22 protein-coding genes and 3 pseudogenes are annotated in these 23946 nt (G+C 66.9%); 6 read left to right on the top strand and 19 right to left on the bottom strand.

What is annotated here, in order from left to right:
* Window positions 1-31: 31 nt before the first annotated feature.
* From P1N55_RS08130 to ahaH, 8 genes and pseudogenes are all read right to left on the bottom strand, one after another.
* The gene (locus tag P1N55_RS08130) at window positions 32-1459 is read right to left on the bottom strand and encodes an ATP synthase subunit B (RefSeq protein WP_276278414.1); all 1428 of its coding nucleotides are present in this window, start codon (window positions 1457-1459) and stop codon (window positions 32-34) included.
* A 2-nt stretch (window positions 1460-1461) separates the two neighbouring features.
* A complete protein-coding gene (locus P1N55_RS08125) occupies window positions 1462-3222 on the bottom strand; it encodes an ATP synthase subunit A (protein WP_276278413.1) in 1761 nt (586 codons plus the stop codon).
* Between the two features lie 2 nt (window positions 3223-3224).
* Window positions 3225-3551, bottom strand: a complete 327-nt coding sequence (locus P1N55_RS08120) for a V-type ATP synthase subunit F (protein ID WP_276278412.1) — start codon at window positions 3549-3551, stop codon at window positions 3225-3227.
* Window positions 3548-4624 (bottom strand): V-type ATP synthase subunit C, encoded by a 1077-nt coding sequence (locus P1N55_RS08115; protein WP_276278411.1) that lies wholly within the window; start codon window positions 4622-4624, stop codon window positions 3548-3550. The genes P1N55_RS08120 and P1N55_RS08115 overlap by 4 nt, the downstream gene beginning before the upstream one ends.
* Window positions 4621-5205, bottom strand: a complete 585-nt coding sequence (locus P1N55_RS08110) for a V-type ATP synthase subunit E (RefSeq protein ID WP_276278410.1) — start codon at window positions 5203-5205, stop codon at window positions 4621-4623. The genes P1N55_RS08115 and P1N55_RS08110 overlap by 4 nt, the downstream gene beginning before the upstream one ends.
* Window positions 5206-5226: 21 nt before the next feature.
* The gene (locus P1N55_RS08105) at window positions 5227-5481 is read right to left on the bottom strand and encodes a F0F1 ATP synthase subunit C (protein ID WP_276278409.1); all 255 of its coding nucleotides are present in this window, start codon (window positions 5479-5481) and stop codon (window positions 5227-5229) included.
* Window positions 5482-5709: 228 nt separating this feature from the next.
* Window positions 5710-7939: pseudogene (locus tag P1N55_RS08100) on the bottom strand (V-type ATP synthase subunit I).
* The gene (gene ahaH, locus P1N55_RS08095) at window positions 7926-8258 is read right to left on the bottom strand and encodes an ATP synthase archaeal subunit H (RefSeq protein WP_276278408.1); all 333 of its coding nucleotides are present in this window, start codon (window positions 8256-8258) and stop codon (window positions 7926-7928) included. Before ahaH ends, P1N55_RS08100 begins: the two are co-directional and overlap by 14 nt.
* A gap of 145 nt (window positions 8259-8403) precedes the next feature.
* On the opposite strand from ahaH, the gene P1N55_RS08090 reads away from it, so the two are divergent.
* The gene (locus P1N55_RS08090; RefSeq protein ID WP_276278407.1) at window positions 8404-9024 is read left to right on the top strand and encodes a methyltransferase domain-containing protein; all 621 of its coding nucleotides are present in this window, start codon (window positions 8404-8406) and stop codon (window positions 9022-9024) included.
* Between the two features lie 7 nt (window positions 9025-9031).
* Here P1N55_RS08090 and P1N55_RS08085 read toward each other — a convergent pair whose 3' ends face one another.
* Window positions 9032-10273 (bottom strand): DUF7094 domain-containing protein, encoded by a 1242-nt coding sequence (locus P1N55_RS08085; protein ID WP_276278406.1) that lies wholly within the window; start codon window positions 10271-10273, stop codon window positions 9032-9034.
* Between the two features lie 151 nt (window positions 10274-10424).
* Here P1N55_RS08085 and P1N55_RS08080 point away from each other — a divergent pair.
* A pseudogene (locus P1N55_RS08080) lies at window positions 10425-11532 on the top strand (helix-turn-helix transcriptional regulator).
* A 3-nt stretch (window positions 11533-11535) separates the two neighbouring features.
* Here P1N55_RS08080 and P1N55_RS08070 read toward each other — a convergent pair.
* Window positions 11536-12570, bottom strand: coding sequence for a phosphoribosylaminoimidazolesuccinocarboxamide synthase (locus P1N55_RS08070; RefSeq protein WP_276278403.1), 1035 nt, complete (start codon window positions 12568-12570; stop codon window positions 11536-11538).
* Window positions 12571-12705: 135 nt separating this feature from the next.
* Between P1N55_RS08070 and cofH the strand changes: the two are divergent.
* Window positions 12706-14015: pseudogene (gene cofH / locus P1N55_RS08065) on the top strand (7,8-didemethyl-8-hydroxy-5-deazariboflavin synthase subunit CofH).
* Window positions 14016-14293: 278 nt separating this feature from the next.
* On the opposite strand, the gene cofG reads toward cofH, so the two are convergent.
* From cofG to P1N55_RS08040, 5 genes are all read right to left on the bottom strand, one after another.
* Window positions 14294-15400: a 7,8-didemethyl-8-hydroxy-5-deazariboflavin synthase subunit CofG gene (gene cofG / locus P1N55_RS08060; RefSeq protein WP_276278402.1), complete on the bottom strand. Its 1107-nt coding sequence runs from the start codon at window positions 15398-15400 to the stop codon at window positions 14294-14296.
* Window positions 15401-15433: 33 nt separating this feature from the next.
* Entirely contained in the window at window positions 15434-16039 is a 606-nt protein-coding gene (cofC, locus tag P1N55_RS08055; RefSeq protein WP_276278401.1) for a 2-phospho-L-lactate guanylyltransferase, read from the bottom strand.
* Complete coding sequence (locus tag P1N55_RS08050) at window positions 16040-16768, bottom strand: hypothetical protein (RefSeq protein ID WP_276278400.1); 729 nt, start codon at window positions 16766-16768, stop codon at window positions 16040-16042.
* A 22-nt stretch (window positions 16769-16790) separates the two neighbouring features.
* Entirely contained in the window at window positions 16791-17975 is a 1185-nt protein-coding gene (locus tag P1N55_RS08045) for a tubulin/FtsZ family protein (RefSeq protein WP_276278399.1), read from the bottom strand.
* 246 nt (window positions 17976-18221) lie between these two features.
* On the bottom strand, window positions 18222-19127 hold the full coding sequence (locus tag P1N55_RS08040; protein ID WP_276278398.1) for a complex I NDUFA9 subunit family protein: 906 nt from the start codon (window positions 19125-19127) through the stop codon (window positions 18222-18224).
* 117 nt (window positions 19128-19244) lie between these two features.
* Here P1N55_RS08040 and tmk point away from each other — a divergent pair, with 117 nt between their 5' ends.
* A complete protein-coding gene (gene tmk / locus P1N55_RS08035; protein ID WP_276278397.1) occupies window positions 19245-19838 on the top strand; it encodes a dTMP kinase in 594 nt (197 codons plus the stop codon).
* Here tmk and P1N55_RS08030 read toward each other — a convergent pair.
* Window positions 19835-20158: a hypothetical protein gene (locus P1N55_RS08030; RefSeq protein WP_276278396.1), complete on the bottom strand. Its 324-nt coding sequence runs from the start codon at window positions 20156-20158 to the stop codon at window positions 19835-19837. The genes tmk and P1N55_RS08030 overlap by 4 nt on opposite strands.
* A 44-nt stretch (window positions 20159-20202) precedes the next feature.
* The gene (locus tag P1N55_RS08025; protein WP_276278395.1) at window positions 20203-20433 is read right to left on the bottom strand and encodes an Lrp/AsnC family transcriptional regulator; all 231 of its coding nucleotides are present in this window, start codon (window positions 20431-20433) and stop codon (window positions 20203-20205) included.
* A gap of 112 nt (window positions 20434-20545) precedes the next feature.
* Here P1N55_RS08025 and P1N55_RS08020 point away from each other — a divergent pair, with 112 nt between their 5' ends.
* Window positions 20546-21232: a potassium channel family protein gene (locus P1N55_RS08020; RefSeq protein WP_276278394.1), complete on the top strand. Its 687-nt coding sequence runs from the start codon at window positions 20546-20548 to the stop codon at window positions 21230-21232.
* A gap of 1 nt (window position 21233) precedes the next feature.
* The gene (locus P1N55_RS08015; RefSeq protein WP_276278393.1) at window positions 21234-21464 is read left to right on the top strand and encodes an Lrp/AsnC family transcriptional regulator; all 231 of its coding nucleotides are present in this window, start codon (window positions 21234-21236) and stop codon (window positions 21462-21464) included.
* Between the two features lie 134 nt (window positions 21465-21598).
* On the opposite strand, the gene P1N55_RS08010 is transcribed toward P1N55_RS08015, so the two are convergent.
* Together P1N55_RS08010 and P1N55_RS19670 are read right to left on the bottom strand one after the other, a co-directional pair.
* A complete protein-coding gene (locus P1N55_RS08010; protein ID WP_276278392.1) occupies window positions 21599-22111 on the bottom strand; it encodes a DUF5813 family protein in 513 nt (170 codons plus the stop codon).
* 45 nt (window positions 22112-22156) lie between these two features.
* Window positions 22157-23809, bottom strand: coding sequence for a histidine kinase N-terminal 7TM domain-containing protein (locus tag P1N55_RS19670; RefSeq protein ID WP_346430009.1), 1653 nt, complete (start codon window positions 23807-23809; stop codon window positions 22157-22159).
* Between the last annotated feature and the right edge of the window lie 137 nt (window positions 23810-23946).

The raw sequence follows: 23946 nt of genomic DNA, 5'->3' as shown, positions 1-23946 counted from the left end.
CACCACTGCGACGGCGAACCGCTCGCCGACGCTATGCTTCGGCTTCGACGGCCTCGGCCGCGGCGTCCTCGTCCTCGCGGTAGTTCTCCTCGATGAGCTCCTCGTCGATGCGGTTGAGCGCCTCCTTGGGCAGCATCGAGAGCAGGTCCCAGCCGAGTTCGAGCGTCTCGTCGATGTCGCGAGCCGTATCGAAGCCCTGGTCGACGAACTCGGACTCGAACCGGTCGGCGAAGTCCAGATACTTGTTGTCCAGGTCCGACAGGGCCTCGCGACCGACGATGTTCACCAGGTCCCGCAGGTCCTCACCCTCCGCGTACGCGGCGAACAGCTGGTCTTTGACGTCCGCGTGGTCGCCACGGGTCAGGCCCTCGCCGATACCGTCGTCCATCAGGCGCGACAGGCTGGGAAGGACGTTGATCGGCGGCTGGATGCCCTGGCTGTTCAGGTCCCGGTCGATATAGATCTGGCCCTCGGTGATGTAACCAGTTAGGTCCGGGATGGGGTGGGTGTCGTCGTCGCCGGGCATCGTGAGGATGGGCAGCTGCGTGACAGAGCCCTCGCGGCCCTCGATACGACCGGCCCGCTCGTAGAGCTGGGCCAGGTCGGTGTACATGTACCCGGGGTACCCACGCCGGCCGGGGACCTCCTCACGTGCGGCGCCGATCTCGCGCAGCGCCTCACAGTAGTTGGTCATATCAGTCAGGATGACAAGCACGTGGTAGTCCTTCTCGAAGGCGAGGTACTCGGCCGTGGTGAGCGCGAGCCGCGGCGTGATGGTCCGCTCGACGGCGGGATCGTCCGCGAGGTTCATGAAGACGACGGAGCGCTCCAGCGCGCCGGTGCGCTCGAAGTCGTCCATGAACTCGTTTGCCTCCTCGGCCGTGATACCCATCGCGCCGAAGATGACTGCGAACTCCGAACCCTCCTCGTCGTCGCCGCCTTCCTCTTCTTCGGGCACGGTCGCCTGGCGGGCGATCTGGAGCGCCAGGTCGTTGTGTGGCAGCCCCGAGGCCGAGAAGATCGGCAGCTTCTGGCCACGGACCAGGGTGTTCATGCCGTCGATGGCCGAGACACCCGTCTGGATGAACTCCTCGGGGTACTCCCGCGAGAAGGGGTTGATGGCCGCGCCGACGATGTCCTGGCGCTCGTCCGGGACGATCTCCGGCCCGCCGTCGATGGGCTGGCCGGTCCCGTCCATGACCCGCCCCAGCAGGTCCTCGGTGACGGGCATCTTCATGGTCTCGCCGAGGAAGCGAACGGACGCCTTCCGGTCGATACCGGAGGTGCCCTCGAACACCTGGATGGCGACGTAGTCGCTGGTCGACTCCAGCACCTGGCCACGGCGGGTCTCGCCGTCGCTCGTCTCGATCTCGACGATCTCGTCGTAACCGACCGGTTCGTCGGTCTCGACGAAGACCAGCGGTCCGCTGATTTCCGTGATTGTCTGGTACTCTTTCATCGTTAGTACTTCTCCTGGAGTTCCGCAGCGAGGTCCTCTTCTAAGTCGTCGACGTACGCGCCGTAGTCCTCCTGGACCCCGATCCGGTTGAGTCGCGGCGCGGCGTCGATGTCGGTGATCTCGTCGACGGGGACGCCCGCCTCGAGCGCGTCGAAGGCCTCGTCGTTGAACGTCTGGATGGCGTTCACGATGCGGTAGGTCTTCTCGGGCTCGCAGTAGGTGTCGACGTCGTGGAACGCGTTCTGCTGGAGCCAGGCCTCACGCAGGTAGCGCGCGACCTCGAGCGTGAGCTGCTGGTCTTCCGGCAGCGCGTCCTTCCCGACGAGCTGGACGATCTCCTGGAGTTCGGCCTCCTCGTCGAGCACGTCGATGGCCCACTGTCGGACCTCGGGCCAGTCCTCGCGGACGTTCTCGACGAACCAGTCGTCGAGCTGGTCGCGGTACAGCGAGTAGGACTCGTTCCAGTTGATCGAGGGGAAGTGCCGGCGCTCGGCGAGGTCGGCGTCCAGCGCCCAGAACGTCTTGACGATACGCAGCGTGTTCTGGGTGACCGGTTCCGAGAAGTCCCCGCCGGGCGGGGAGACGGCCCCGATGACAGACACGGAGCCCTCGGTGTCGTTGATGTTCTCGAAGTAGCCGGCGCGCTCGTAGAACTCGCTGAGGCGAGCCGAGAGGTACGCGGGGTACCCCTCTTCGCCGGGCATCTCCTCGAGGCGCGAGGAGATCTCGCGCATGGCCTCGGCCCACCGCGAGGTGGAGTCGGCCATCAGCGCGACGTCGTAGCCCATGTCGCGGAAGTACTCCGCGATGGTGATGCCGGTGTAGACACAGGACTCCCGGGCCGCCACGGGCATGTTCGACGTGTTCGCGATGAGGCAGGTCCGGTCCATCAGGGCGTTCCCGGTGGTCGGGTCCTCCAGTTCCGGGAAGTCCTCGATGACCTCCGTCATCTCGTTGCCGCGCTCGCCACAGCCGACGTAGACGACGATGTCCGCGTCGGCCCACTTCGCGAGCTGGTGCTGGGTGACCGTCTTCCCCGAGCCGAACGGACCGGGGATGGCGGCCGTCCCGCCTTTCGCGATGGGGAACAGGCCGTCGAGGATACGCTGGCCCGACACGAGCGGTTCGGTCGGGGTCTGCTTCTCGTCGGCCGGCCGCTGACTGCGGACGGGCCACTCCTGGCGCATCGAGATCTCCTCGCCGTTGTCCAGTTCGACGACCGTCTCCTCGACGTCGAACGAGCCGGACTCGGCCGAGACGACCTCGCCGCCCTCGTAGTCGGGCGGGACCATCACCTTGTGGTCGATGCTGGGCGTCTCCGGGACGGTCCCGACGATGTCGCCGGGTGCCACCTCGTCGCCGGCCGAGACCTCGGGGGTGAACTCCCAGGTCTTGTCCAGGTCGATACCGGGCGCGTCGACGCCGCGGTCGAGGTACGGGGACCCCATCTTCTCCTCCAGCACGTCGAGCGGGCGCTGGACGCCGTCGTAGATGGCGTCGAGCATGCCCGGCCCGAGGTCGACGGAGAGCGGCGAGCCCGTCCCCTCGACGGGTTCGCCCGGGGAGACCCCCGAGGTCTCCTCGTAGACCTGGATGGTAGTGATGTTTCCTTCGATCTCGATGACCTCGCCCATCAGCCCTTCCGAACCGACGTAGACGACGTCGTTCATCCGGGCGTCGAGGTCCCGAGCCGATACGACCGGTCCCGAGACGCTTTCGATGATGCCGTCCTCGCGGACGTCTGTGTCTGTTGCTTGGCTCATGATTAGTCTTCGTCCATCAGGTCGATTCCGATGGCTCGCTTGATCTGTTCACGCAGTCCGCCGCTCCCGGCGCCGCTCGCGCCGAGGGTCACCAGCACCGGTTCGACGCTGGTCTCTGCGTCCTTCCGGACACCACGGGAGAGACGCTCCATGTCGTCGTCGTGCATCACGACGATGCCGACGTCGTCGTCGGTGAGCATCTCCTCGACGGCGTCGTCCAACCGTTCGTCTTTCTCCTCGTTGGGGATGTCCGCGAACTTGCGGACGCCCGCCAGTCGGAACCCCGTCGTGAACTCCGGGCTCCCGACCACGGCTATCTCCTGGCTCATAGTATCACCAGTTCCTGTTCTATCTCGTCGGAGTCCAGCCCGGCCTCGCGACCGCGCGAGATGGCGCGGATGTTGTCGACCTCCCGCTCTTTCGAGAGGATATACGAGAGGACGGGACAGACCGACAGCGGATACCGGTTCGAGAGCTGCTCCGCGTACTTGAGGAGGGCGACGTCGAGCGCGCGCTCGAAGTCGATGAGGTTCTCGGCGTCCTCCAGCGTCTCCAGTGCGTCCTCTAAGTCGTCACCGTACGGGCTCTCCCGGACGGCGTTGACCAGCTGGTCGGTGTCGGTCGCCAGCTGGGCGAGCTGGCGCTCTTTGAACAGCCGACCGCCCTCGATGTAGTACTCCGCCGGGTCCATGTCGGCGCCGCTCCGGGCGAGCCGGAGGGCGTTCCGGAGGTTCCGGAAGTCGACCTCGGCCTGGAGGAACTCGATGTACAGCCCGGTCGGGCTGTCGACCTCCGGCCCGGTCGGGAGTCCCGACAGGAGCATCTCGTAGAACGCGCGGTCGACGGCGTTCTCCAGCGGGACGAGGACGCCGCTGTCCTCGAAGTCGCCGTAGGCAGCCGTGAGGGCGTCGCCGAAGATGGTCGTCTCGAGGGTCTCGACGACCTCCTCGATGCTCTCGGCGGCCAGCAGCTGCTCGAGCAGTCGCTCGTCGAACTCCCCGGCGTCGATGAGGTCGTCTTCGACCTCGGTCTGGGACGCCCCGGAGTAGATGCCCCGGATGATGGTCTTGATATTCCAGGCGTCGAACTTCCGCAGGTACCGGGCGATGTAGTCGTACAGCTGCCCCTCGGCCCAGTCCAGCAGGTCGTCGAAGTGCTTGGCCAGATTGCGGTTGAGGGCGTACTCGACGAGGTCGATACCGCTGTATCGAGCGCCGAGTGCGTTCATCTCGGTCTCGTACTCGGTCTCCTCCATGAAGCGGGCGATCTCGCCCGTCCCCATGCGGACCAGCTTCCGGTAGTCGTCGTCGTCGAACAGCGACGCGCGGCGGGACCGCACGCGAGCGACGACGTACTCGTAGTTGCTTCCTTGACCGCGCTTTGCGTCCGTTCGCAGGCTCATTGTGGGTCGAAGAGGCGGTCGCTGATGTCTCGCAGATTGTCCTCCCAGACCGTCTCCAGCAGCGAGTCGAACGTGTTGTTCACGCGGACTCGGGAGGACTCGCTCTCGACGACGACACCACCGAGGCAGTCTCGCTCTCCGGCGAACGCTGCACCGTCGTAGTCTGTGAGGACGTCTTCGAGCAGGTCCTGATCGTCGGCCCGGCCGTAGACGGCCAGGTCGTCGCCGTCGTCGAACTCCGCGACGGCGGCGTCCAGGAGCGCCCGGGTGAGCTCTTCGCGACGGTCGCCTCCGAGGTCGGCGAGTGCCGCCTCGACGTCGGCGCGGACGTCCTGGAGGACGTCACGGCGGGCGCCCAGTCGGGCCTGCTTGGCCTGCAGTTTCGCCGAGGAGAGGCGCTGCTCGCGCTCCTGGGAGATCTCCCGATCGACTTCTGCCTCGCGGTCCTCGCGGATCTGCTCGGCGTCGGCTTCCGCCTCGTCGATGATCTCCTGGGCGCGCTCGTCGGCCTCGTCGCGAATCTCGTCTGCACGCGCGCGGGCTTCGTCTCGAATGTCCTCTACGACTGTTTCAAGGCTCATTGTTGGAAAAGGGGGGTGCGTTTAGACGACGAAGACGACGACCAGCGCGAGGATGACGAGTGTCTCCGGGAGGACCGTCAGGATGAGGCCACGCCCGAACATGCTCTCGTCTTCGGCGACGGCACCGACAGCGGCAGCACCGATCCCACGCTCGGCGATACCGGCGCCGAGAGCGGCCAGACCGACGGCGAGTGCTGCGCCGGCGGCCGGCGGAATTGCTGGTGCGCTCGATCCCTGCAGTACAGCGTTGACAACGGGTGCGATGGATTCAATCATTGTTTGAAGTCCTCTCTGAGGTTGCTCGTGTCCGAACAGGCGTATGTGGCGCGACGTACTTCATAAAACTTCCCAAACTTGCTCAGCGCGTCGCTGTTCCGGCGATTTACGCTCTCGCTGGGCTGGGGATGAGAACTGATAACAGCCACCCCCCGTCGTGACTCGCCCGGCCGCGCCGCTCGTGGTTGGTGCAGAACCGGAAAACGGGTCACTGCGGTCCGGGACGCGTCAGTCCTCGGTCGTGTAGGTGCGCTCGTAGCCGAACGGGTTGTAGGGCTTGCCGCCGCCCTCGTAGAACTTCCCGAAGAACTCGACGTACTCGAGACGAACCCCCTGCAGGCCGGCGCTCGTGATACCGAGCACGAGCACGAGCAGGTGGCCGATGACCAGCACGAGCAGGCCGCCGATGACGCCGGCGATGCCCGAGTGCATCAGGCCGCCGAACATCACTTCGGTGACCTCGTGGCCGTGGTAGGTCCCCTGTTCGAGGTAGTACGCGGGGGCGTGGTTGATGCCGAAGTGCCACTCGGCGTCGGCGCCCGAGCCCGTGACCCACACGCCGAAAGAGGAGATTGACCACGAAGGCCATCCCCGCCTTGGCGAGCAGCACGGCGGCGAGTCGGGTATACGAGAGCACGTTGACGAGCACGTTGAGGAACTCGACGCCCTCGATGGGCTCACCGACGACCAGCAGGATCAGGCCGGCGAAGAAGACGGCCAGTCCGGCCAGGCCGATGACCGGGTCGAACCCGGCAAAGCCAAGCGGGAACGGGTGGCCGTTGAAGACGCTCTCGGGACCGACCAGCAGGCCGGGTGCGCTGCCCGAGGCACCGGCGAAGATCCAGGCCCACAGTCCAAAGAGCATCATGAGCCAGGACCCGCTCTCGAGGACCGCGTCCTTGAGGCCGTGGTTGAGGTTCTCGACGAAGTCGAAGATCCAGCCGACTGCGAGGTGGAGCATCCCGGCGATGAGGCTCAGGACGAGCCAGCCGAGTGCGTACTCGCCGTAGTGGGGCTGGAGGCCCTTGTGGATCGGCGGGTTGCCGCCCCAGACGATCTCACCGAGCTGGTGCAGCCCGAATATCTCGCCGTAGAGGACGCCAAAGAGCATCGTGAAGCCACCGGCCCACATCGCGACCCCGCCGAGGCTCCTGACGACGTCGCTGTCGAACCGGCTGTACAGCGCGTAGCCGATCAGCAGGTAGATGCTCCCGTACCCCAGGTCGCCGATCATGAACCCGAAAAAGGCCGGGAAGGTCAGGAAGAAGGCGATGGTCGGGTCGAACTCGCTGTACTTCGGCCGGTTGATGACCTCGACCAGCGCCTCGAAGGGTTTGACCGTCGCCGGGTTGTCCTGGATGACCGGTGGGGCGTCGCTGCCCATCGTGACGATGCCGCCGTCGGAGCGCACCGTCCCGCCGTCGGCGGCGGCCTCGCGGGTTTCGCCCTCCTCGTCGGCGGTGGCGGCGCCCTCGTCTGCGGCGGGTGCCGACGCCTCGTGTTCGACCGCCTCGGCGGCGTGTGCGTGACCGTCGGAGTCGTACTCGGCTATCTCGAGTTTCTCGATGTCGACGGCCTCGCCGACCTCGCTGCGGACCGCGTTCTCGAACTCCTCGTAGCGGTCGTTCGGGAGCCACCCCTCGGCGATGAAGGCGTTCTCGGTCGTCGCGAACGTCAGGGGTGCCTCGGCCTTCTGGACCTCGATGGAGAGTTTCTCCTCGGCGGCCAGCAGGAAGCCGGCGTAGTCCAGCCGGAGGTCGTCCAGTTCGTCCTGGACCGTCGTGAGCTTCGACTCGAGTTTCTGTCTGCGGTGCTGGAGCTCCTCGAGGTACGACGAGGGGTCGCCGTCGCCATCGGGGATCTCCAGCCCGGTGAACGTCGCCCCGACCAGGGCGTCCTGGACCGCGCTCTCGTCGGCCCTGGCGAAGATGGCGACGACGCCGTCCTCGTGGTCGACGCGGAACGTGTCGACTGGACTGTCGGCGAGGGCGACTTTCACCTCGTCGGGGTCGGCCTCGCCGACGACGACCGACAGCGACTCGTAGCCACGGAGGAGGTCGAGGTCGATGCCCAGCGTGACGAACGGCTCCATCGCGTTGATGCGCTCTTCGACCTCGCGGAGTTCGCCGCGGAGGTCGTCACGCCGGTCGTCGAGCTCGTTGACCTGCTCGCGGACGGACGCCAGTTCCTCCTCGATTGCCTCGTCGGTCACCACGCGGGTCGGGCCCGCGTCGTCGGCGCTGACGTCCAGAATCGACTCGAGCGACCGGACGGTGACCAGCTTCTCCGAGGCCTCGTCGGCGCCGTCGACGGGGTCGCCCGGCTCGAACCCGTCCCACGCGCCATCGTACTCGGTGACGTGGAGCATGTCGAGGTCGTGGACCGCTTCCACGATGTCCCGCATGGTGCGTTTCGACCCGGTCACCGAGACGCGGCACATCTTCTCAGGTCTGAGCATGTACCGCCTCCTCGAAGAGGTCTGTCACGTATTCGACCACCTCGTCGACACGTTCTTCGGCCGCTGCCTCGAGCTCGTCGCGGGCCGCCTCGCCGTCGGCGAGAATCTCCTCGCGCTCGGCCTCGATCTCCGAGCGGGCGTCGGCGAGCCGCTCTTCGGCCGCCGCCTCGGCCTCCTCGCGGGCCTGCTGGCGGATTTCCTCGGCCTCCTCGCGAGCCTCCTGGATCCGCTGCTCGCGGTCTTCCTCGGCTTCGGCGACGATCTCGTCGGCCTCCTGCTCGGCCTCTTTTATCTTGTCGAGAACTTCTGGCCGTGGCATTCTCTAATCGTACGGACGTTGCCAGAGCGCCTATTTGGTAGTTGCGAAACTTGCGCGTCGCGAGCGCACCGTAGCGCCGCCACAGCGGGTCAGCCGCCGTCCGAAATCCGGGGAATTATGACCGTCTCGCCCCAAGTACGTGCCAATGGGAGTTCTCGAGAACAAATCTCGCGCGCGGCTGTTCTACAAGTACCTCTCGAAGGTGTACGACCGGGTCAACCCCTTCATCTGGGACGAACGCATGCGCGACGAGGCGATCGACATGCTCGGACTCGACCCCGACGACCGGGTGCTGGACGTGGGGTGTGGCACCGGCTTCGCCACGGAGGGTCTGCTCCGCCACGTCGACGTCGTCTACGGCCTCGATCAGAGCCCCCACCAGCTCTCGAAGGCCTACGAGAAGTTCGGCAAGCACGGCGACGTCCGCTTCCACCTCGGCGACGCCGAGCGCCTCCCGTTCACGGACGACACCTTCGACGTGGTGTGGTCCTCGGGCTCTATCGAGTACTGGCCCAACCCCGTCGACGCTCTCGTGGAGTGTCGCCGCGTCGTGAAACCGGGCGGTAAGGTGCTCATCGTCGGCCCCGACTACCCCAAGTCGTCGGTCTTCCAGAAGATGGCCGACGCGATCATGCTCTTCTACGACGAGGCCGAGGCCGATCGGATGTTCGAGGCGGCCGGCTTCGACTCCTTCGAGCACCACATCCAGCAGTCCCGGCCGGGGAGTCCACGCGCCATCACGACCGTCGCGGACGTCCCCGAGTAACGACGGCTCACTGGACCGACGAGTCCACGTCGAGGTCGGTCCGCTCGACCTCGAGTTCGGTCCCCTCGACGGTAGTCACGGTCACGTTGTACGCGCCGCGAGGTTCGACCGTCCACAGGGTCCCGTCGGCCCCGGTCTCACCGACGCGCTGACCACTCACCGCGACGGTCCCCTCGACCGGCGCGCCGGTCTCGTTGTCCGCCACGACCACGCGAAGCGGGCCCGTCTCGTACGCCCGGTTCACGGTGAGGCGGACGGACTCCTCGACGGTCGTCTCCGAGGACGTCGGTTCGACCGTCGAGAGCTGGCGGTACTGTATCTCGCGGAACACCTGGGTCGACCCGCCGTCGAGGTACGCCGTCAACCGGCCGTTGGAGTGGTCGGCGGTCAGCTGGTAGATGTTCGTCCCCCCGAAGCTCTGGACGCTGGGTAGCTGGCGGTCGTAGAGCCACGGGTACAGCGACTCCGCGCGGTCGGCGGCGTTACGCAGGCGGTCGCCTTCGCTCTCGGCGAACTGGTCGGTGGCCCCAGGAGACCGCTGGTCGCCGAGGTGGGTCTCGCGGACGTACTCGCTGTCGGTCACGAACGCGAGCGTGTACCCGTCAGTCGCCGTCTCGAAGTAGACGGGACCGCTCGTCGACTGCCCGGACAGCGACCGGCCCAGCTGTGTGGCCACCGGCCCGGTGAGCATCCGGAGGTTCCCCTTGGTGTTCTCGAGCTGGGTCCGTCGCTCGCGCCCCAGCGAGAAGTCGGGGTTGTTGCGCTCGGTGCGTTCGATTCGCCGCAGGCCGTCCGCGAGCGACCGGGCCTCGGCGTCGACCAGTGCGCGCACCGTCACGAACTCGGCGACCGACCCCGAGTCGCTGGCGGCCGCGAGCGCATCGCGCTGCTGTCGCTCGAGCTCGAGCCGGCGCTCCTCGATGGCGTCGAGGCGGGCATCGACGAGCGCCGCACGGGCTCGTTGCGAGTCGGCGCGGATGAACCGCTCCTCGAAGGCCTTGGTCTCGTGTTCCTGGTGGAGTTGCCGGGACCCGGCCGCGACGGCCGTCCCGACCTCGACGTCCGGCGAGGTAAAGGCCGTCGTCCGGACCTCGCTCTCGGGAATCGACAGCTGGTTCGTCGTCCCATTGATGGGCGTGATCTGGTACGTGCCGCCGTCCCCGGCGGCGAGCGCGGGCGTCGCAACCGCGGCAGGAGGCGCCGTCACCATCACGAGGATGGCGACGAGGAGGGCGGGGGATGGGCGCATCACCACGGCGTACAGCCCGCCAGTACAAAAATCCCTGCATTCCCTACCCCGGATAGACGGCGGAGAGTGCTCAAGACGTTTCAAAACGTCCGGAGACGTTTTATTCTCGGATGGAAAGGGTTTGCTCCGGACCGTGCAGTCTCGAGGTGAAATGTCCCCGCGGGTACTGGCCGCCCTCCTCGCTCTCCTCCTCCTCGTTCCGGCCGCGACCCCTGCCGTCGGTGCGACGCTGGGTGGCGGCGGCCCCGTCGCACAGACGACGCCCACTACGTCGGTCACCGAGAACACCACGTTCTACCTCCAGATACGGGCGAACGGTGACGCGCGGTGGACGATAACCGACACGTACGCCCTCGAAGACGAGAACGACACCCGGGCCTTCGAAGACCTCGCCACCGCCTACGTCGAAGGCGAGAGGGAGGTCGGGTGGGAGCAGTCGTTCCGGCGGGCCAGCACCGCCGCGAGCGAAGCCACCGGCCGGCAGATGAACGTCACCAGCGTGCGGCGAGATTACGTCGTCAGCGAGGGGAAAGGGACCATCGTCCTCGAGTTCACCTGGACCAACTTCGCGACCGTCGAGGGCGACCGCCTGGTCGTCGGTGACGCGTTCAACACCACCGACGGCACCTGGCTGGGCCACCTGACCGAGGAACAGCGACTCGTCATCTCCCCGCCGACGGGCTACGGCGTCCTGAGCTCGCCCCCCTTGACGGCCGTCGAAGGCGGGGAACTCCGGTTCGAGGGGCCCCGGACCTTCGAACCGGGCTACCTGCGGATCGTCTACGCGGGCGACGCCCCCACCACGACCACCGCGCCCGAGACGCCCGACGACGGCCCTGTTCGGCGGCGGGTCGCTCTGGCTGGGCGGCGCCGCGGTGCTCATCCTCGGGCTCGTCGTGGCCGTCGGCTACATGGCCAGGCAGGGAGCCGCCCCGCAGGCCGCAAGGACGAACGACGCTGACGGTGACGCCGAGGCCGCTGCGAGCGACGACGTGATGGCCGACGCGACGGACTCGGACGACAACGCCGACGTCGACGTCGAACTGCTCAGCGACGAGGAGCGCGTGGAACGCCTGTTAGAGCAGAACGGCGGCCGGATGAAACAGGCCCGCATCGTCAAGGAGACCGGCTGGTCGAACGCGAAGGTCTCGCAGCTGCTCTCGTCGATGGACGAAGAGGGCCGCATCGACAAACTCCGCATCGGCCGGGAGAACCTCATCTCGTTCCCAGACGAGGACATCGGCGACTTCGAGGAGTAGCCCTCAGAGCTCTGCGGCCGCGTCGACGGCCTCGGGGAGCGAGGGTGCATCAAAGACGTCGCCGCCGACGTAGGCGTTCGTCCCGGCACAGTAGAGGTCGCGGGCGACCTGGACGACCTGCTCGTCCAGCGGTTCCGGGTCGAGATCACAGAGGGACTTCCAGTCGGCGATACCCGCCTCGGTGGCTCGCTGTTTCGCCTCGGAGACGGCTGCGACCCACTCGGGCTGGGTGCGCTTGTGGTACTGGCGGACGACCTCCTTCGAGACCTGCTGGCCGTCGTAGGAAAAGCGGTTCTCGTCGAAGGTGCCGACCACGTCGGCGACCCGTATCTGGCCGCCGTGGTACAGGCACTCGATCTTCCCGTCCTCGTGGACCAGGTCGGCCGTCTCGGCCTGGCGATTGAGGATGTGGTTGACTGCCAGCGCGAGTTCCTCCAGCCGGTCGACGCTGGCGGCCCCGGCGATACGGTCGGCTTCCTCGCGGTCGAGGTAGCGGTCCTGTTCCTCGTACTTCGTGGAGAACTCGACGACCGGCGTCTCGAGGTCGACCGGTTCGTCGGGCCACTCGTCGAACGAGAGCCCGTGGTCGGCCGGGTCGGTCCGCGAGCGCAGCGAGGACCCGACCGGGACGCGGTTGCGGAAGACGATCTCGAGGGGGACGAGGAAGTTCTCGCCCGCCTCGTCGTGGTAGGCGTCGTAGTCGTAGGTGCCGTCGGCGAAGGGCAGGTCGGGGACCTGGGTGAGCGAGATGACCATCTCGCGTGGCGGCTGGCCCACCGAGAGCGCGTCGCCGAGATCCAGCACCTCGTCGTGGCCGTCGACGCGGACCCCCTCGTAGTGGGTCGACACGTGGTTCTCCGCTAACAGCTGGAAGTTGAACGCGCCCATCGTACACAGCGAGGCGCCCTTGTCGGGTATCTGGTCGGGCATCTTCCCCCAGTCGAACACCGAGTAGTCGTCCGTGAACACGAACGAGCCACGGCCCAGCTCGTCGGCCGTCGCGGGTTCGTCTACGCGGAAGTCCTTGACGCTCGTCATTGTGACCGCCTTTTCGGGCCGTGACAAAGAGGTTTGCACTTCGACAGCGCGCCGGTCACCAACCTTTTTCTCCGCCACTCCCCTTCCGTTGGACAATGTCCGACGCCCGAGTCCTCGCGCCGTCCGGTCGACACCGTGGAGTTCAGTCACCGACCGGTGACCGACCAATCCTTCGAGAACGCGCTGGCGAAGGCTCGCGACGGCGTCCGCCTCTCGGTGGCCGACGGGGTGGAACTGCTCACGACCGGTACCGACACCGAGGGCATCGACCCGCGACGGAAAGAACGGGTCCTCGAGGCGGCCGACCGGCGCCGGGCCGAGGTGGTCGGCGACGAGGTCACCTTCGTCGCAAACCTCAACAACAACGTGACGACGGCCTGCAACACGGGCTGTCTGTTCTGTAACTTCAAGGACCGCTCCGAACAGTTCCGGAGCGACTATCAGGAGTCTCACGGCGGGTTCACGAAGACGCCCGCCGAGTCGCGCGACATCGTCGCCGATGCCGTCGACCGGGGTATCTACGAGGTCTGTTCGGTGTCGGGACTGCACCCGGCGCTCACACTGGACGACGAGCACCGCGAGCTACTCGAGCGCAGCGACCGGGGCGACCTGAACTACCGCTCGCCGGGCGAGTACGACGTCGACCCGGGCACCTACTGCGCACAGATACGGGCGATGGACGTCGGCGGCGTCCACGTCCACTCGATGACCCCCGAGGAGGCCTACCACGCCCGGCGCGGGACCGACTGGTCCTACGAGGAGGTGTTCCGCCGACTGAAGGCCGCGGGCCTCGACAGCGTGCCGGGGACGGCCGCCGAGATTCTCGTCGACGAGGTACGCGAGGTCATCTGCCCGGGGAAGATCGGCACCGCGGAGTGGCTGGAGGCGATGGAGGCCGCCGCGAGCGTCGGCCTGGGCACCACGGCGACCATCATGTACGGCCACGTCGAGAACGAGATGCACCGGGTCATGCACCTAAAAACGTCCGCGACCTGCAGGACCGGACCGGCGCCATCACGGAGTTCGTCCCCCTCTCCTTCGTCCACGAGGCGACGCCGTTGTACGAGCGCGGCATGGTCGAGGGCGGCGCCACCACCGCCGAGGACGAGTTGATGATCGCCGTCTCGCGCCTCTTTCTGGACAACGTCGACCACATCCAGTCGTCGTGGGTCAAGTACGGCGACACGCAGGGGCTGAAGATGCTCACCTGCGGGGCCGACGACTTCATGGGGACCATCCTCTCGGAGGAGATAACCAAGCGGGCCGGCGGCGACTACGGCGAGTTTCGCTCGGTCCGGGAGTACGCCGACATGATCCGGGCCATCGGTCGGACGCCGGTCGAGCGGTCGACCGACTACACCGAGCGTCGGGTCGTCGACCCGGACGCCGACGTGATCGGCCCGCGACTGGGGCCGAAGGCGGACGGGACGCCGCTGCTCGAGTGAGCCCGCAGCTCGACGGGTCACCCGCCCGGACGGGAGACGTGAAACTCTCTATCTGTTGTCATTGTGCGCAGAAAACGGTTTGAAACCCGGGAAATTGTCAGAGGCGGACCCGGGCCACTGAAAACAGAGGGTGGGACCGGTATATATCTCTGGCCTAGTTGACTAGGTTTGACTGGTATCTGACATCCCTGAGTGCTGTCTCGAGGGTGTGGGCATCGCTCCGGACGCGGCCCTCGTGGGGTCTCATCTCGACCCACCCAGAACCATCTCGCCCCGGTTCACGGATCGGCCGGCGACTGCTCCCCGGCGAGCACCGCGCGGAACCGCTCGCCGGCCGCGGTGTCGGCGTCGATGGCGGCCTCGACCCGTGGCGAGAGCCACCCGGACTCGACGAACCGCTCGTAGACTGGGAGGCGTTCGGTGAGCGGGACCCCGGCCGCCTCGGCGACGGCCTCCAGTTCGCGCAGCGCCGGCCACTCGTACTCGGGGTTGATGTGGTCGACGGTGACCGGCGAGACGCCACCCAGGTCGTCGACGCCGCAGTCGGTCAGGTCGCGGGCCGGCGCCAGGTTCGGCGGGACCTGGACGGCCACCTCGTCGGGCAGTCCCGCCCGCGCCATGGCGGTCACGCGGCGCATCGTCGCCAGGTCCGGCGACCCGCCCCGCCAGCGCTCGTTCTCGACGACCGGCTGGACGATGACCTCCTGGATGTGGTCGTACCGGTCGTGGAGCTCGGCGATGGCGAGGATGCTCTCGGCGCGGGCCCGCCAGTCCTCGCCGATGCCCACGAGAATCCCGGTGGTAAAGGGCACGCCCAGTTCCCCCGCCGTTCGGAGCGTCGCGAGGCGCTGGCCCGGCGACTTCGACCGGGGACCGCCGTGGGCCTGTACCTCGGCGGTCGTCTCCAGCATCACGCCCATCGAGGCGTTCAGGTCGGCGACGGTGGCCATCTGCTCGCGGGTCTGGTCGCCGGGGTTCGCGTGCGGCAGGAGCCCCTCCTCGAGGGCAATCTCACAGGCCTCGCGAAGGTACTCGTGGATGCTCTCGTGGCCCAGCTGTGCCAGCCGGTCGTGTATCTCGGTGTAGCGGTCGTCGGGATCGTCGCCGAAGGTAAAGAGCGCCTCCGTACAGCCGGCGTCGGCCCCGCGGTGGCAGATGTCGCGTATCTCCGCCGGCGTGAGGAGGTCGGCCTGGCCCGGCGGATCGTAGTACGTGCAGTAGGTGCAGGTGTACCGGCAGGCGGTCGTCAGCGGGACGAAGACGTTCCGGCAGTAACTGAGCTCGGTTGCCGGGTCCACGTCGGCCGGCGTGACCGATAGCAGGCGCTCGATGGCCGCGTCCGCTATCGAGACGTCCACGTCGTGGTCGGCGGCGCCCGGTATCACGTCACGGGGTCGGGCCCCGACCACCAAAAGCCTTCACTCCCGGGTGACGCCGACCCGACCGTCCGTCACGTCGAGTTCGAAGCCGGCGTCCCGGAGCCAGTCGACCGCTGCGCCGTCGCCGTGGAGCAGGACCTCCGCGAGGTCCGCCGGTTCGTCGACGTCGGTCGCCAGGCGGCGGGAGTCGACCTCCGCCAGGCTCGCGCCGACGTCGCGGGCGATGCGTCTGTGGTCCCGTATCGAGGCGCCGTGGTAGTCCACCCGGAAGTCGGGATGGCGGCTGACGAAGGCGTTGGTCCCGCCGCCCAGGCCCGGTGCCAGCACGACGTCCGTGTCGGGCGTGAACAGGCGGGCTATCGCCTCGGGCGTCGCCAGCGGCAGGTCGGCCATGACGACGGCGAGATCGCCCCGCGAGAGGTAGTCGTTGACCAGGGCGTCGAGCCCCCGGTCGTCGACGGTCGTTGGCGCCGGGCAATCTATCGGCGCCGTCGTCACCACCGTCGGATCGTGTCCAGCCCCGTCGAGCGCCGCGAGGACGTCCGTGAGCATCGCTTCGGTGAAGGCCAGTCGCTCGTCGGCGTCGAGAACGGGTGCGAGGCGAGTCTTGGGATTCGACCCCGAGACGGGGACGACGACGCGCATCTACAGTTTGCTGTAGTCGTCTCCCTGCTGGGAGTACAGGTAGTAGCCCCCGCCGGCGAGCAGGAGGAGGACGACGAGTGCGCCGCCGGCTATCAGCAGCGTCCGGGTCGTCTGCTGGCTCTGCTGGGCACTCTCGGCGGTGTTCCGGGCCTGGTTCGCCAGGTCGATGGCGTTCTGGAAGTTGCCGTTCTCGTAGGAGGAGACGGCGCTGTCGACGAGACTCTCGGCTTCCTCGTTGCCGCCGGCCGCCTCGATGCTCTCCTGAGCGGCGTCGATGGCCTCACGGGCCTCCTTGCTGTCCTCGGTGAAGTGGTGGGCCGTGTCGTTCTGGAACTCCTGGGTGTTGTTGCCGGTCTGGCGCGAGAGCGTCGCGACCGTGAACCGTTCTTCCGGCGCGTACGTGTAGTTCTCGACTGCCGGGACCGTCCCCGACAGCTCGATCTGGACCTCGTCACCGTTGTCGTCGATCTCCAGGTCCTGGGAGATGTTCTGGCTCCCGTAGGTGTCCTCGCTTATCTGGGTCCCGGCACGGAGCACCGTCACCTGCCAGCTGACGCTCTCCAGTTCGGTCGTTCCTCGGAGCGTCCACTGGTTGGGCGCGTCTGTGAACGGGTCGTCGATGGTGTACGTGACCGTGACCTCCTCATCAACTGCCGCCTCGGACGGAACACCGTCTGCAGCGACCGAAAACGCGGTGGCCGTCCCCGCAAACGCGAGCAGGCCAACCACACACAGCAGAGCGAGTGTTCCCTTAGAACAGCGGATCGAGTTCATCTTCGTCGTCTTCGACTAACTCCTCTAAGTTATCTTCGCTTTGGCGCCTGATGTCGTCGATGTTGTCCTGTGCCTCGATGGCGACCTGCTGGAGTTCCTTGATGCGCGGGACGTTGTGCACGCCGGCCAGCAGGATGGACGCGGCGACCTTCGGGGAGTTGGTCGGGTAGTCCCCGCCGCGGACCTCCATGGAGCCGGTCTGCTCCTCCAGCCACTTCCGCCCGCGCTCGATTCCCTTCCGGTTCAGGTGCTCGGGTGGGCCGGCCATGACGAGTAATGCTCGCTCGGCGCCCTCGATCTCACAGGGCAGCGTGAGGCGGCCGAGCGCGGCCTTGCGGACCAGGGACGTGATCCGGTTGGTCGTGTTGGCCGTGTCCATGCCGTCGTCGGTGCCGTCGTCGCCGCCCTTGAACCGCGAGAGCAGGCCCCCGCCGTTGGAGGATATCTCGACGTCCTCGGAGGCGTACCCGACCGTCGAGACGCCGCCGCCGTCGAGCGTGTTGATGATCTCCGAGGAGTCGACGACGCTCTCGGCGACGTTGTCGCCGGCCGAGACCTCGCCCGCGCCAAAGAGGACACCGAAGCGACGGACGATCTCCTCGTTGATGTGGTCGTAGCCGCCCTCGACGGATTCGCCGGTCTGTCGCCAGGCGTCGTTGTCGAACACCATCAGGTTGTCCACCTCGCGAACGAACGTCTGGAACGAGCGGGCGGCGTTCAGCGTGTAGATGCCACCCTCGTCGCTGCCCGGCAACACGCCGAGCCCGTAGACGGGTTCGGTGTAGATGCGCTTGAGGTGCTTCGCGACGACCGGCGACCCGCCGGACCCGGTCCCGCCCCCCAGCCCCGCGACGATGAGGAACGCGTCCACCTCGTGGACGGGGATGTTGTCGATGGCGCCCTGGATTTCGTCGATGTCCTCCTCGGCAATCTCCGCGCCGAGCTCGTTGTCGGCACCGACGCCGTGGCCTTTCACGCGTGCCTGTCCGATGAGCACGCGGTTCTCTTCCGGTACCTGGTTCAGACCGAGCAGGTCGGCCTTCGCTGTGTTTACCGCGACAGCAGCGCGGACGATTCCCGAGTTCGTCTTCTCGTCGTACTCGAGGAACTTGTCCACGATCTTGCCGCCGGCCTGCCCGAAGCCGATCATCGCGAGTTTCATGCTTTGGTTCTCCGGTTAAAAAGGGCAATGCGGATTGTACGGATGCTTTATGCCCAAATCTCAATCGTGAGACCCCAATTCGGCAACGAGAATAAACTTCGAGAAGGATTGTTCTACAACGTGATTTCCTGTGTCTCGACCTTCGAAACCGGTAATCTGTTCCAACTGACGCGGATAAACTCCACGGGAGTTCTCAGTGTCGGTTAATTTCGTTCGCGCCTATTGGAAACGGCCGGTCGGGTGGGGTCACCCCTCGACGCCGAGGTACGACCCGAACGTCTTCATCTCGTCGGGGTCGACGCCGAAGGTCTCCACGTCGTTGGTCGCCGGGGCGTTGACGAAATCGAGCCCCTCGTACTGGTCGCTCCCCATCGGAAACCCGAGCGCGCCGAGCACCGGTAGCCCGATCTTCGCGAGCGGCATCGGGAGCGGGACGATGGTGATGGGTTTCCCCTCGGCCTCGAAGACCAGCTCCGTGGCCTCGCGCAGGGTCAGCACCTCCGGGCCACCGACCTCGTACGTCTCGCCGACGTGCTCGTCGCCCTCTACGGCATCGGCCAGCATCGGGACGAGGTCCTCGACCCAGATGAGCTGGAAGGTGGCCTTCTTACCGCCCCCGGGCAACGGGTAGAGCGGGACGCCGGGCGCGAATATCTGTTTCAGACGTTTGGTGAAGTAGACGAACTCGTCGCCCTCGCCGAAGACGATGGAGGGCCGGAAGATTATCCACTCGAGGTCCGAGTCCCGGACCACCTCCTCGGCCTTCCCCTTCGCGCGGAGGTAATGCGTCGCCGCGTGCGGGGCCGCACCCAGTGCGCTCATCTGGAGATACCGGTCGACGCCGTGCGCTTCGGCGGCCTGTACGCAGTGTTTCGTGCCCTCGAGGTGCACCCGCTCGTGCATCTCGTTGCCGCCCTCCGGCTTGAACAGCGGCGTCAGCGCGGGAAGGAAGACGACCGCGTCCTTGTCCTCGAAGGCTCCCTCGATGCTCTCGTAGTCGGTTACGTCACCCGTCTTTCGCGTGACGCCCGTCGGGAGGTCGGCGTCGTGCGGGTTCCGAGAGAGCGCCGTGACGTCGTGCCCCCGTTCGTCAAGCTCTTGACACAGGTACTGTCCGATGAAGCCCGTCCCACCGACCACGAGTACGTTCATACCTGACATATCGACCGGCCATACTGTAAAGGTACGGCGCAACTTGTATGGTCCGTGACCCGATAGCACGCCGGACGACGTCGGGGTGCTTACGTACCCGCGGGCCGACACCCGGATATGCTCGTCACGCTCGAAGGCCTCGACGGCAGCGGGAAGTCGACGGTCTGGGACCGTCTCGCGGCCGACGACGCCCTGCCGGCCGACGCCGTCTTCACCCGGGAGCCCACGGATACCTGGTACGGCGACTGCGTCCAGCGCTCTATCGACGACGACGGTGCCGACTCGCTGGCGGAGCTGTTCCTCTACACCGCCGACCACGCCGCCCACCTCGGGGAGACCGTCGAACCGGCGCTGGCGGACGGGCGACTCGTCGTCTCCGACCGCTACTCGGACTCGCGGTACGCTTACCAGGGCGCGACGCTTTCCGACGCCGACGCGTTCGAGGACGCCCTGGCGTACGTCCGGCGGGTCCACGAACCCTGGACACGGCCGCCTGACCTCACCGTCTACCTCGACGTCGACCCCGAGACGGCCGCCCGGCGCAGCGGCGCGACCAACAAGTTCGAGGCGGCCGACTACCTCGCGGACGTGCGCGAAAACTACGAACGGCTCCTCGCGGCCGACCCCGAGCGGTTCGTCCGCGTCGACGCCACCGAGTCACCGGACGCCGTCTACGAGCGGGCCCGCGAGGCGATTCTCGCCCGCCGCTAGTTCAGCGAGGCCGGCAGCTCCACCTCGTCGGGCGCGGGCATCCAGACGTAATCGAAGGTCATCCCGACCGCCAGCGGGACGGCGATGGTGAGAAACAGCGTCGGCCCGGGTCCGAGGCTCAGGCCGTCACCGAGCGGGAGCGGACCGCTCAACACGAGCAGGACGACGAACATCGCGACCGGACAGAGCAAGAGCGCATAGAGGAGGCTGCCCCATCGCGTCTTCAGTCTGACGCGGAAGAACCGCGTCATCAGTGCCGTCATCGCGCTGTTGAGCAGGACGATGACGAGCAGGCCGACGATACCGAGGACGCTGACCATGCCACCGCTACGGGGCCAGTCCTCTTTTCCGTGTCGGAACGGCCTCACTCCAGACAGATGTAGGTCCGCGTGTCGGCGACGCCCTCCAGGTTCCGTATCTGGGAGGACACCGAGTGCATGACGTCGTACACCTCCGTCCCCGACGCCTCGGCGATGATGTCGTACTGCCCGGCGACGATGTGGGCCTCGCCGATACCGTCGGACTCTCTGACGGCGTTCAGGAGTTCCTCGGACTTCCCGGCGACGGTCTTGATCATAATGAAAGCATTTACCATACTATGCTATGACGTGCCAACCAACGAAAAGGTTTCCCGCGGGGCGGGTCGTCCCGCGCCAGTCCGTCGATTTCCCGGGGTACTTTTATTCACCCGTCTCGTACGGCCCCACATGAGATTCGTTATCGTGGGTGCAGGTCGCGTCGGTCTCCGGACCGCGCGCGTCCTCAAAGAGAGCGGACACGAGGTCGTCCTCGTGGAGGTAAACGAGACGACCATCGAGCGCGCGCGAGACGCCGGCTTCGAGGTCATCGCCGGCGACGCTGGGATGGAAGACACGATCGAGCAGGCCTACCTGGACGGCGCCGACGCGCTGGGCGCGCTCACCGGCGACCTCAACACCAACTTCGTCGCCTGTATGGTGGCCAAGGAACACGGCTGCCGGACGGTCATGCGCATCGACGAGGACTACCGCGAGGAGATCTACCGCCGCTACGCCTCGGAGGTCGACGAGGTCATCTACCCCGAACGGCTGGGCGCCATCGCCGCCAAGAACGCGCTGCTTGGCGGGAACATCCGCGCCGTCGCCGACATCGCACAGAACCTCCAGCTCGTCGAGTTCACCATCGCGGAGGGCTCGCCGATGGAGGGGTACTCGCTGTCGGAACTCGAACTGCCCGCGGACTCGCAGCTGATGGCCCACGCCAAGGGTGACTTGCCACTCGGCCTGCCGAACGCCGACGAGACGCTCGAGGCCGGCGACAAGGTGGTCGTGCTCGCGGACTTCAACAACCTCGCGGACGTCCGGAGCATCGTCGTCGGTGACTCCGAAACGGCGACCGCACTCGGAGGTGCCTGAGATGGTCACTGCATACGTCATGGTCAAAGCCCACACCGGCGACGCGGACCGCCTGCGAAACGAGATCGAAGCCATCGACGGGGTCGTCGAGGCCCACATCGTCGCCGGCGACGTCGACCTCATCGCGAAGGTCGACGTCGACACGCCCGCCGCGGTCAAGGACGTGGCCGCCACCCACATCCAGGACATCGAGGGCGTCGAGAGCACGCAGACGTATATCGCGATGGACTGAAGACTAAATTTTTACTTCGGGGGGTTCCACCGGAACCCCCACTCGCAAAAGTTTAGTACAAAAAGCCGCAGCGCGCGGAACCGCGCGCTGCGGGGAAACGGCTCGCTTCGCTCGCCGTATGCACAGGGTACTACCTACAACGGCGTGCCGCCGCGGTTCCCATCGCTGCCGCCCGTACTCGCGGCGTCCATCAGGTCGGCGACGACGCCGACGTAGTCGTAGCCCGGGACGATGCCCTCGACGTACGTCCCCTGGACGTACTCGACGAAGGCCTTCGCGACGTCGGCGGCCTGATTCCCGGTCCCGAGACTGAACCGGTAGGTGACGACGACCTCCTCGCCGTCCTGTTCGACGACGTACTCGTCGAGGTCGACCGACACGCGGGTGGCCTTCGGTGCGTCCTCGAGTCGGCGCTCGAACGTCTCGAACCAGCCGTCGCGGACCGCCTCGCCGACCTCGTCGCTGGTCGCGGCCTGGAGCGACGGCGCTCGGACCGTCACCTCGACGTCCGTCCGCCACTGTTCGCCCTCGCTCGCGGTGACGTGACCCGCGAACCCCGTCGTCTCGACGGCGTAGCCGCCGCCGGCCGGCACGAACGCGTCGTGCCGGTCGAAGATCCTCCCGACCTCCGGTGGTACCTCGGTCATCGGCCATATATTGGCGTCTGGCGCGGAAAAACGCGTCGTCTGTGGCTACCTCACGAACTCGACGCCGGTGAGTTCGAAGCGCGCGCCACCGCCGTCGCTCTCGGTGACCCGGATCTCCCAGTCGTGGGCGTGGGCGATCTGCTGGGCGATGTTCAGTCCCAGGCCGGTTCCCGCGTCCGTGGTGGAATACCCGGCGGCGAATACCTGTTCCCGGGCCGCTGTTGGGATGCCGGGACCGTCGTCGGCGACGTAGAACCCGTCGGGCAGGTCACCGATGGTCACGGTCACGTCCTCGCCGCCGTGTTCGACGGCGTTCCGGAGCAGGTTCTCGAGCAGTTGCTGGAGCCGACTCCTGTCGGCCCGTACCACCCGGTCCGTCTCGGTGACGACCCTGGCCCCCTTCGTCTCGACGTCCCCCCAGCACTCGGCTGCCAGCGTCGCGAGGGAGACGGGCCGCATCTCGGAGACCGATTTCCCCTCCCTGGCGAGAGTCAGCACGTCGGCGATCAGCGTCTCCATCCGCTCGTGGGCCGCGGCGACGGCTGCGAGGTGGTCGCTGTCGTGTTCCGCCCGGGCCATCTCCAGTCGGCCGATGGCGACGGTGAGCGGATTCCGGAGGTCGTGGGAGACGACGCTGGCGAACTGGTCTAACTGCTCGTTCGTGCGCTCCAGTTCCGCCTCTCGCTCTCGTCGCTCCGTGACGTCGTAGCAGATGACGACTCGTCCGCGCCGCCCGTCGTCACCGATGTGCGAACTCGAACACAGCAGGTGACGCTGTTCGCCGTCCGTCCGAACCGCCGCTTCGGTCTCGCGTCCGTCGGCAGCGGTGAGTGCCGGGCGGACGTCGCCGTCGACTGGCTCGAGGACCGCGGTCACCGGCACTCCCGTGACGCCGCCCGTGATGTCGAACAGCGCCCGAGCGGCCGGGTTACAGTCGACCACGCGGTCCTGGTCGTCGAGGATGAGGACGGTATCGGTGAGCGCGTCGAGCGCCGTCCGTCGGGCCACCGGCGAGACATCGAGGAATCGGCCCCTGAACACGACCACGGCGAGGACGCCGGCCGTCAGGAGGAAGCCGAACGGCGCGACGTCGAAGGGGGCGAACGCGACGTCGAACAGCGAGACGAGTGTCGCGCCGACCGACGGGACGACCGCGAGCGCGAGCAAGGTCGTCTGTGTCCGTCGCACTCCCCTCGACTGCGTCGCTTCCAGCGCTAGCATACCCGTCCCGACCGCGACGAACAGGTACGAGACGCCCGCGTGTACCCAGAACCCGTGATTGTACTCGGGGACGAGCACGACGTTCTCGACGGCTGTCGCCGGGCCCAGGACGAACTGGTGGGCCGGATTCGTCCAGATGAGCACCTGCATGACGACGATCCAGCAGCCGAGCGCGCCGAGCACCGTTCGCGAGACGTCGACCCGCTCGGTCACCTCGAACGCGAGCACCAGCCACCCGACCGCCGCGAGTTCGGCGGCGAGCACGAGCACGTTGTAGACCAACCGCGAGAGCCCGTAGTCGCTCGTCGAGATGTCGACCGCCGCGGCGAACGCCCAGAGCGCCGTTCCGGTGACGAACAGCGCGAACCCCAGGCTCCCGGGCTTGTCACGGTTTCTGACCGGGAGTGCGAGGAACCCCACCGAGAGCAGAATCGCGAGAATCCGGCCCGCAACGAGGAGTTCTGGACTGAGCGACATCGGTGTCCTCACCGTTCGCTACTCTGACGGGGGATTTCAACTATTCGTCAAGTGTATGACACCTGGTTCGAAACGGGCCGTACTGCTTCGGTTCGAGGCAACGAATGCGAGGGATGGGATTCGAACCCGATGCAAAC

The sequence above is a fragment of the Haloarcula regularis genome (genome assembly GCF_029338315.1).
Classification (GTDB): Archaea; Halobacteriota; Halobacteria; order Halobacteriales; family Haloarculaceae; genus Haloarcula; species Haloarcula regularis.
This window is presented reverse-complemented; position numbering and strand designations above follow the sequence as displayed.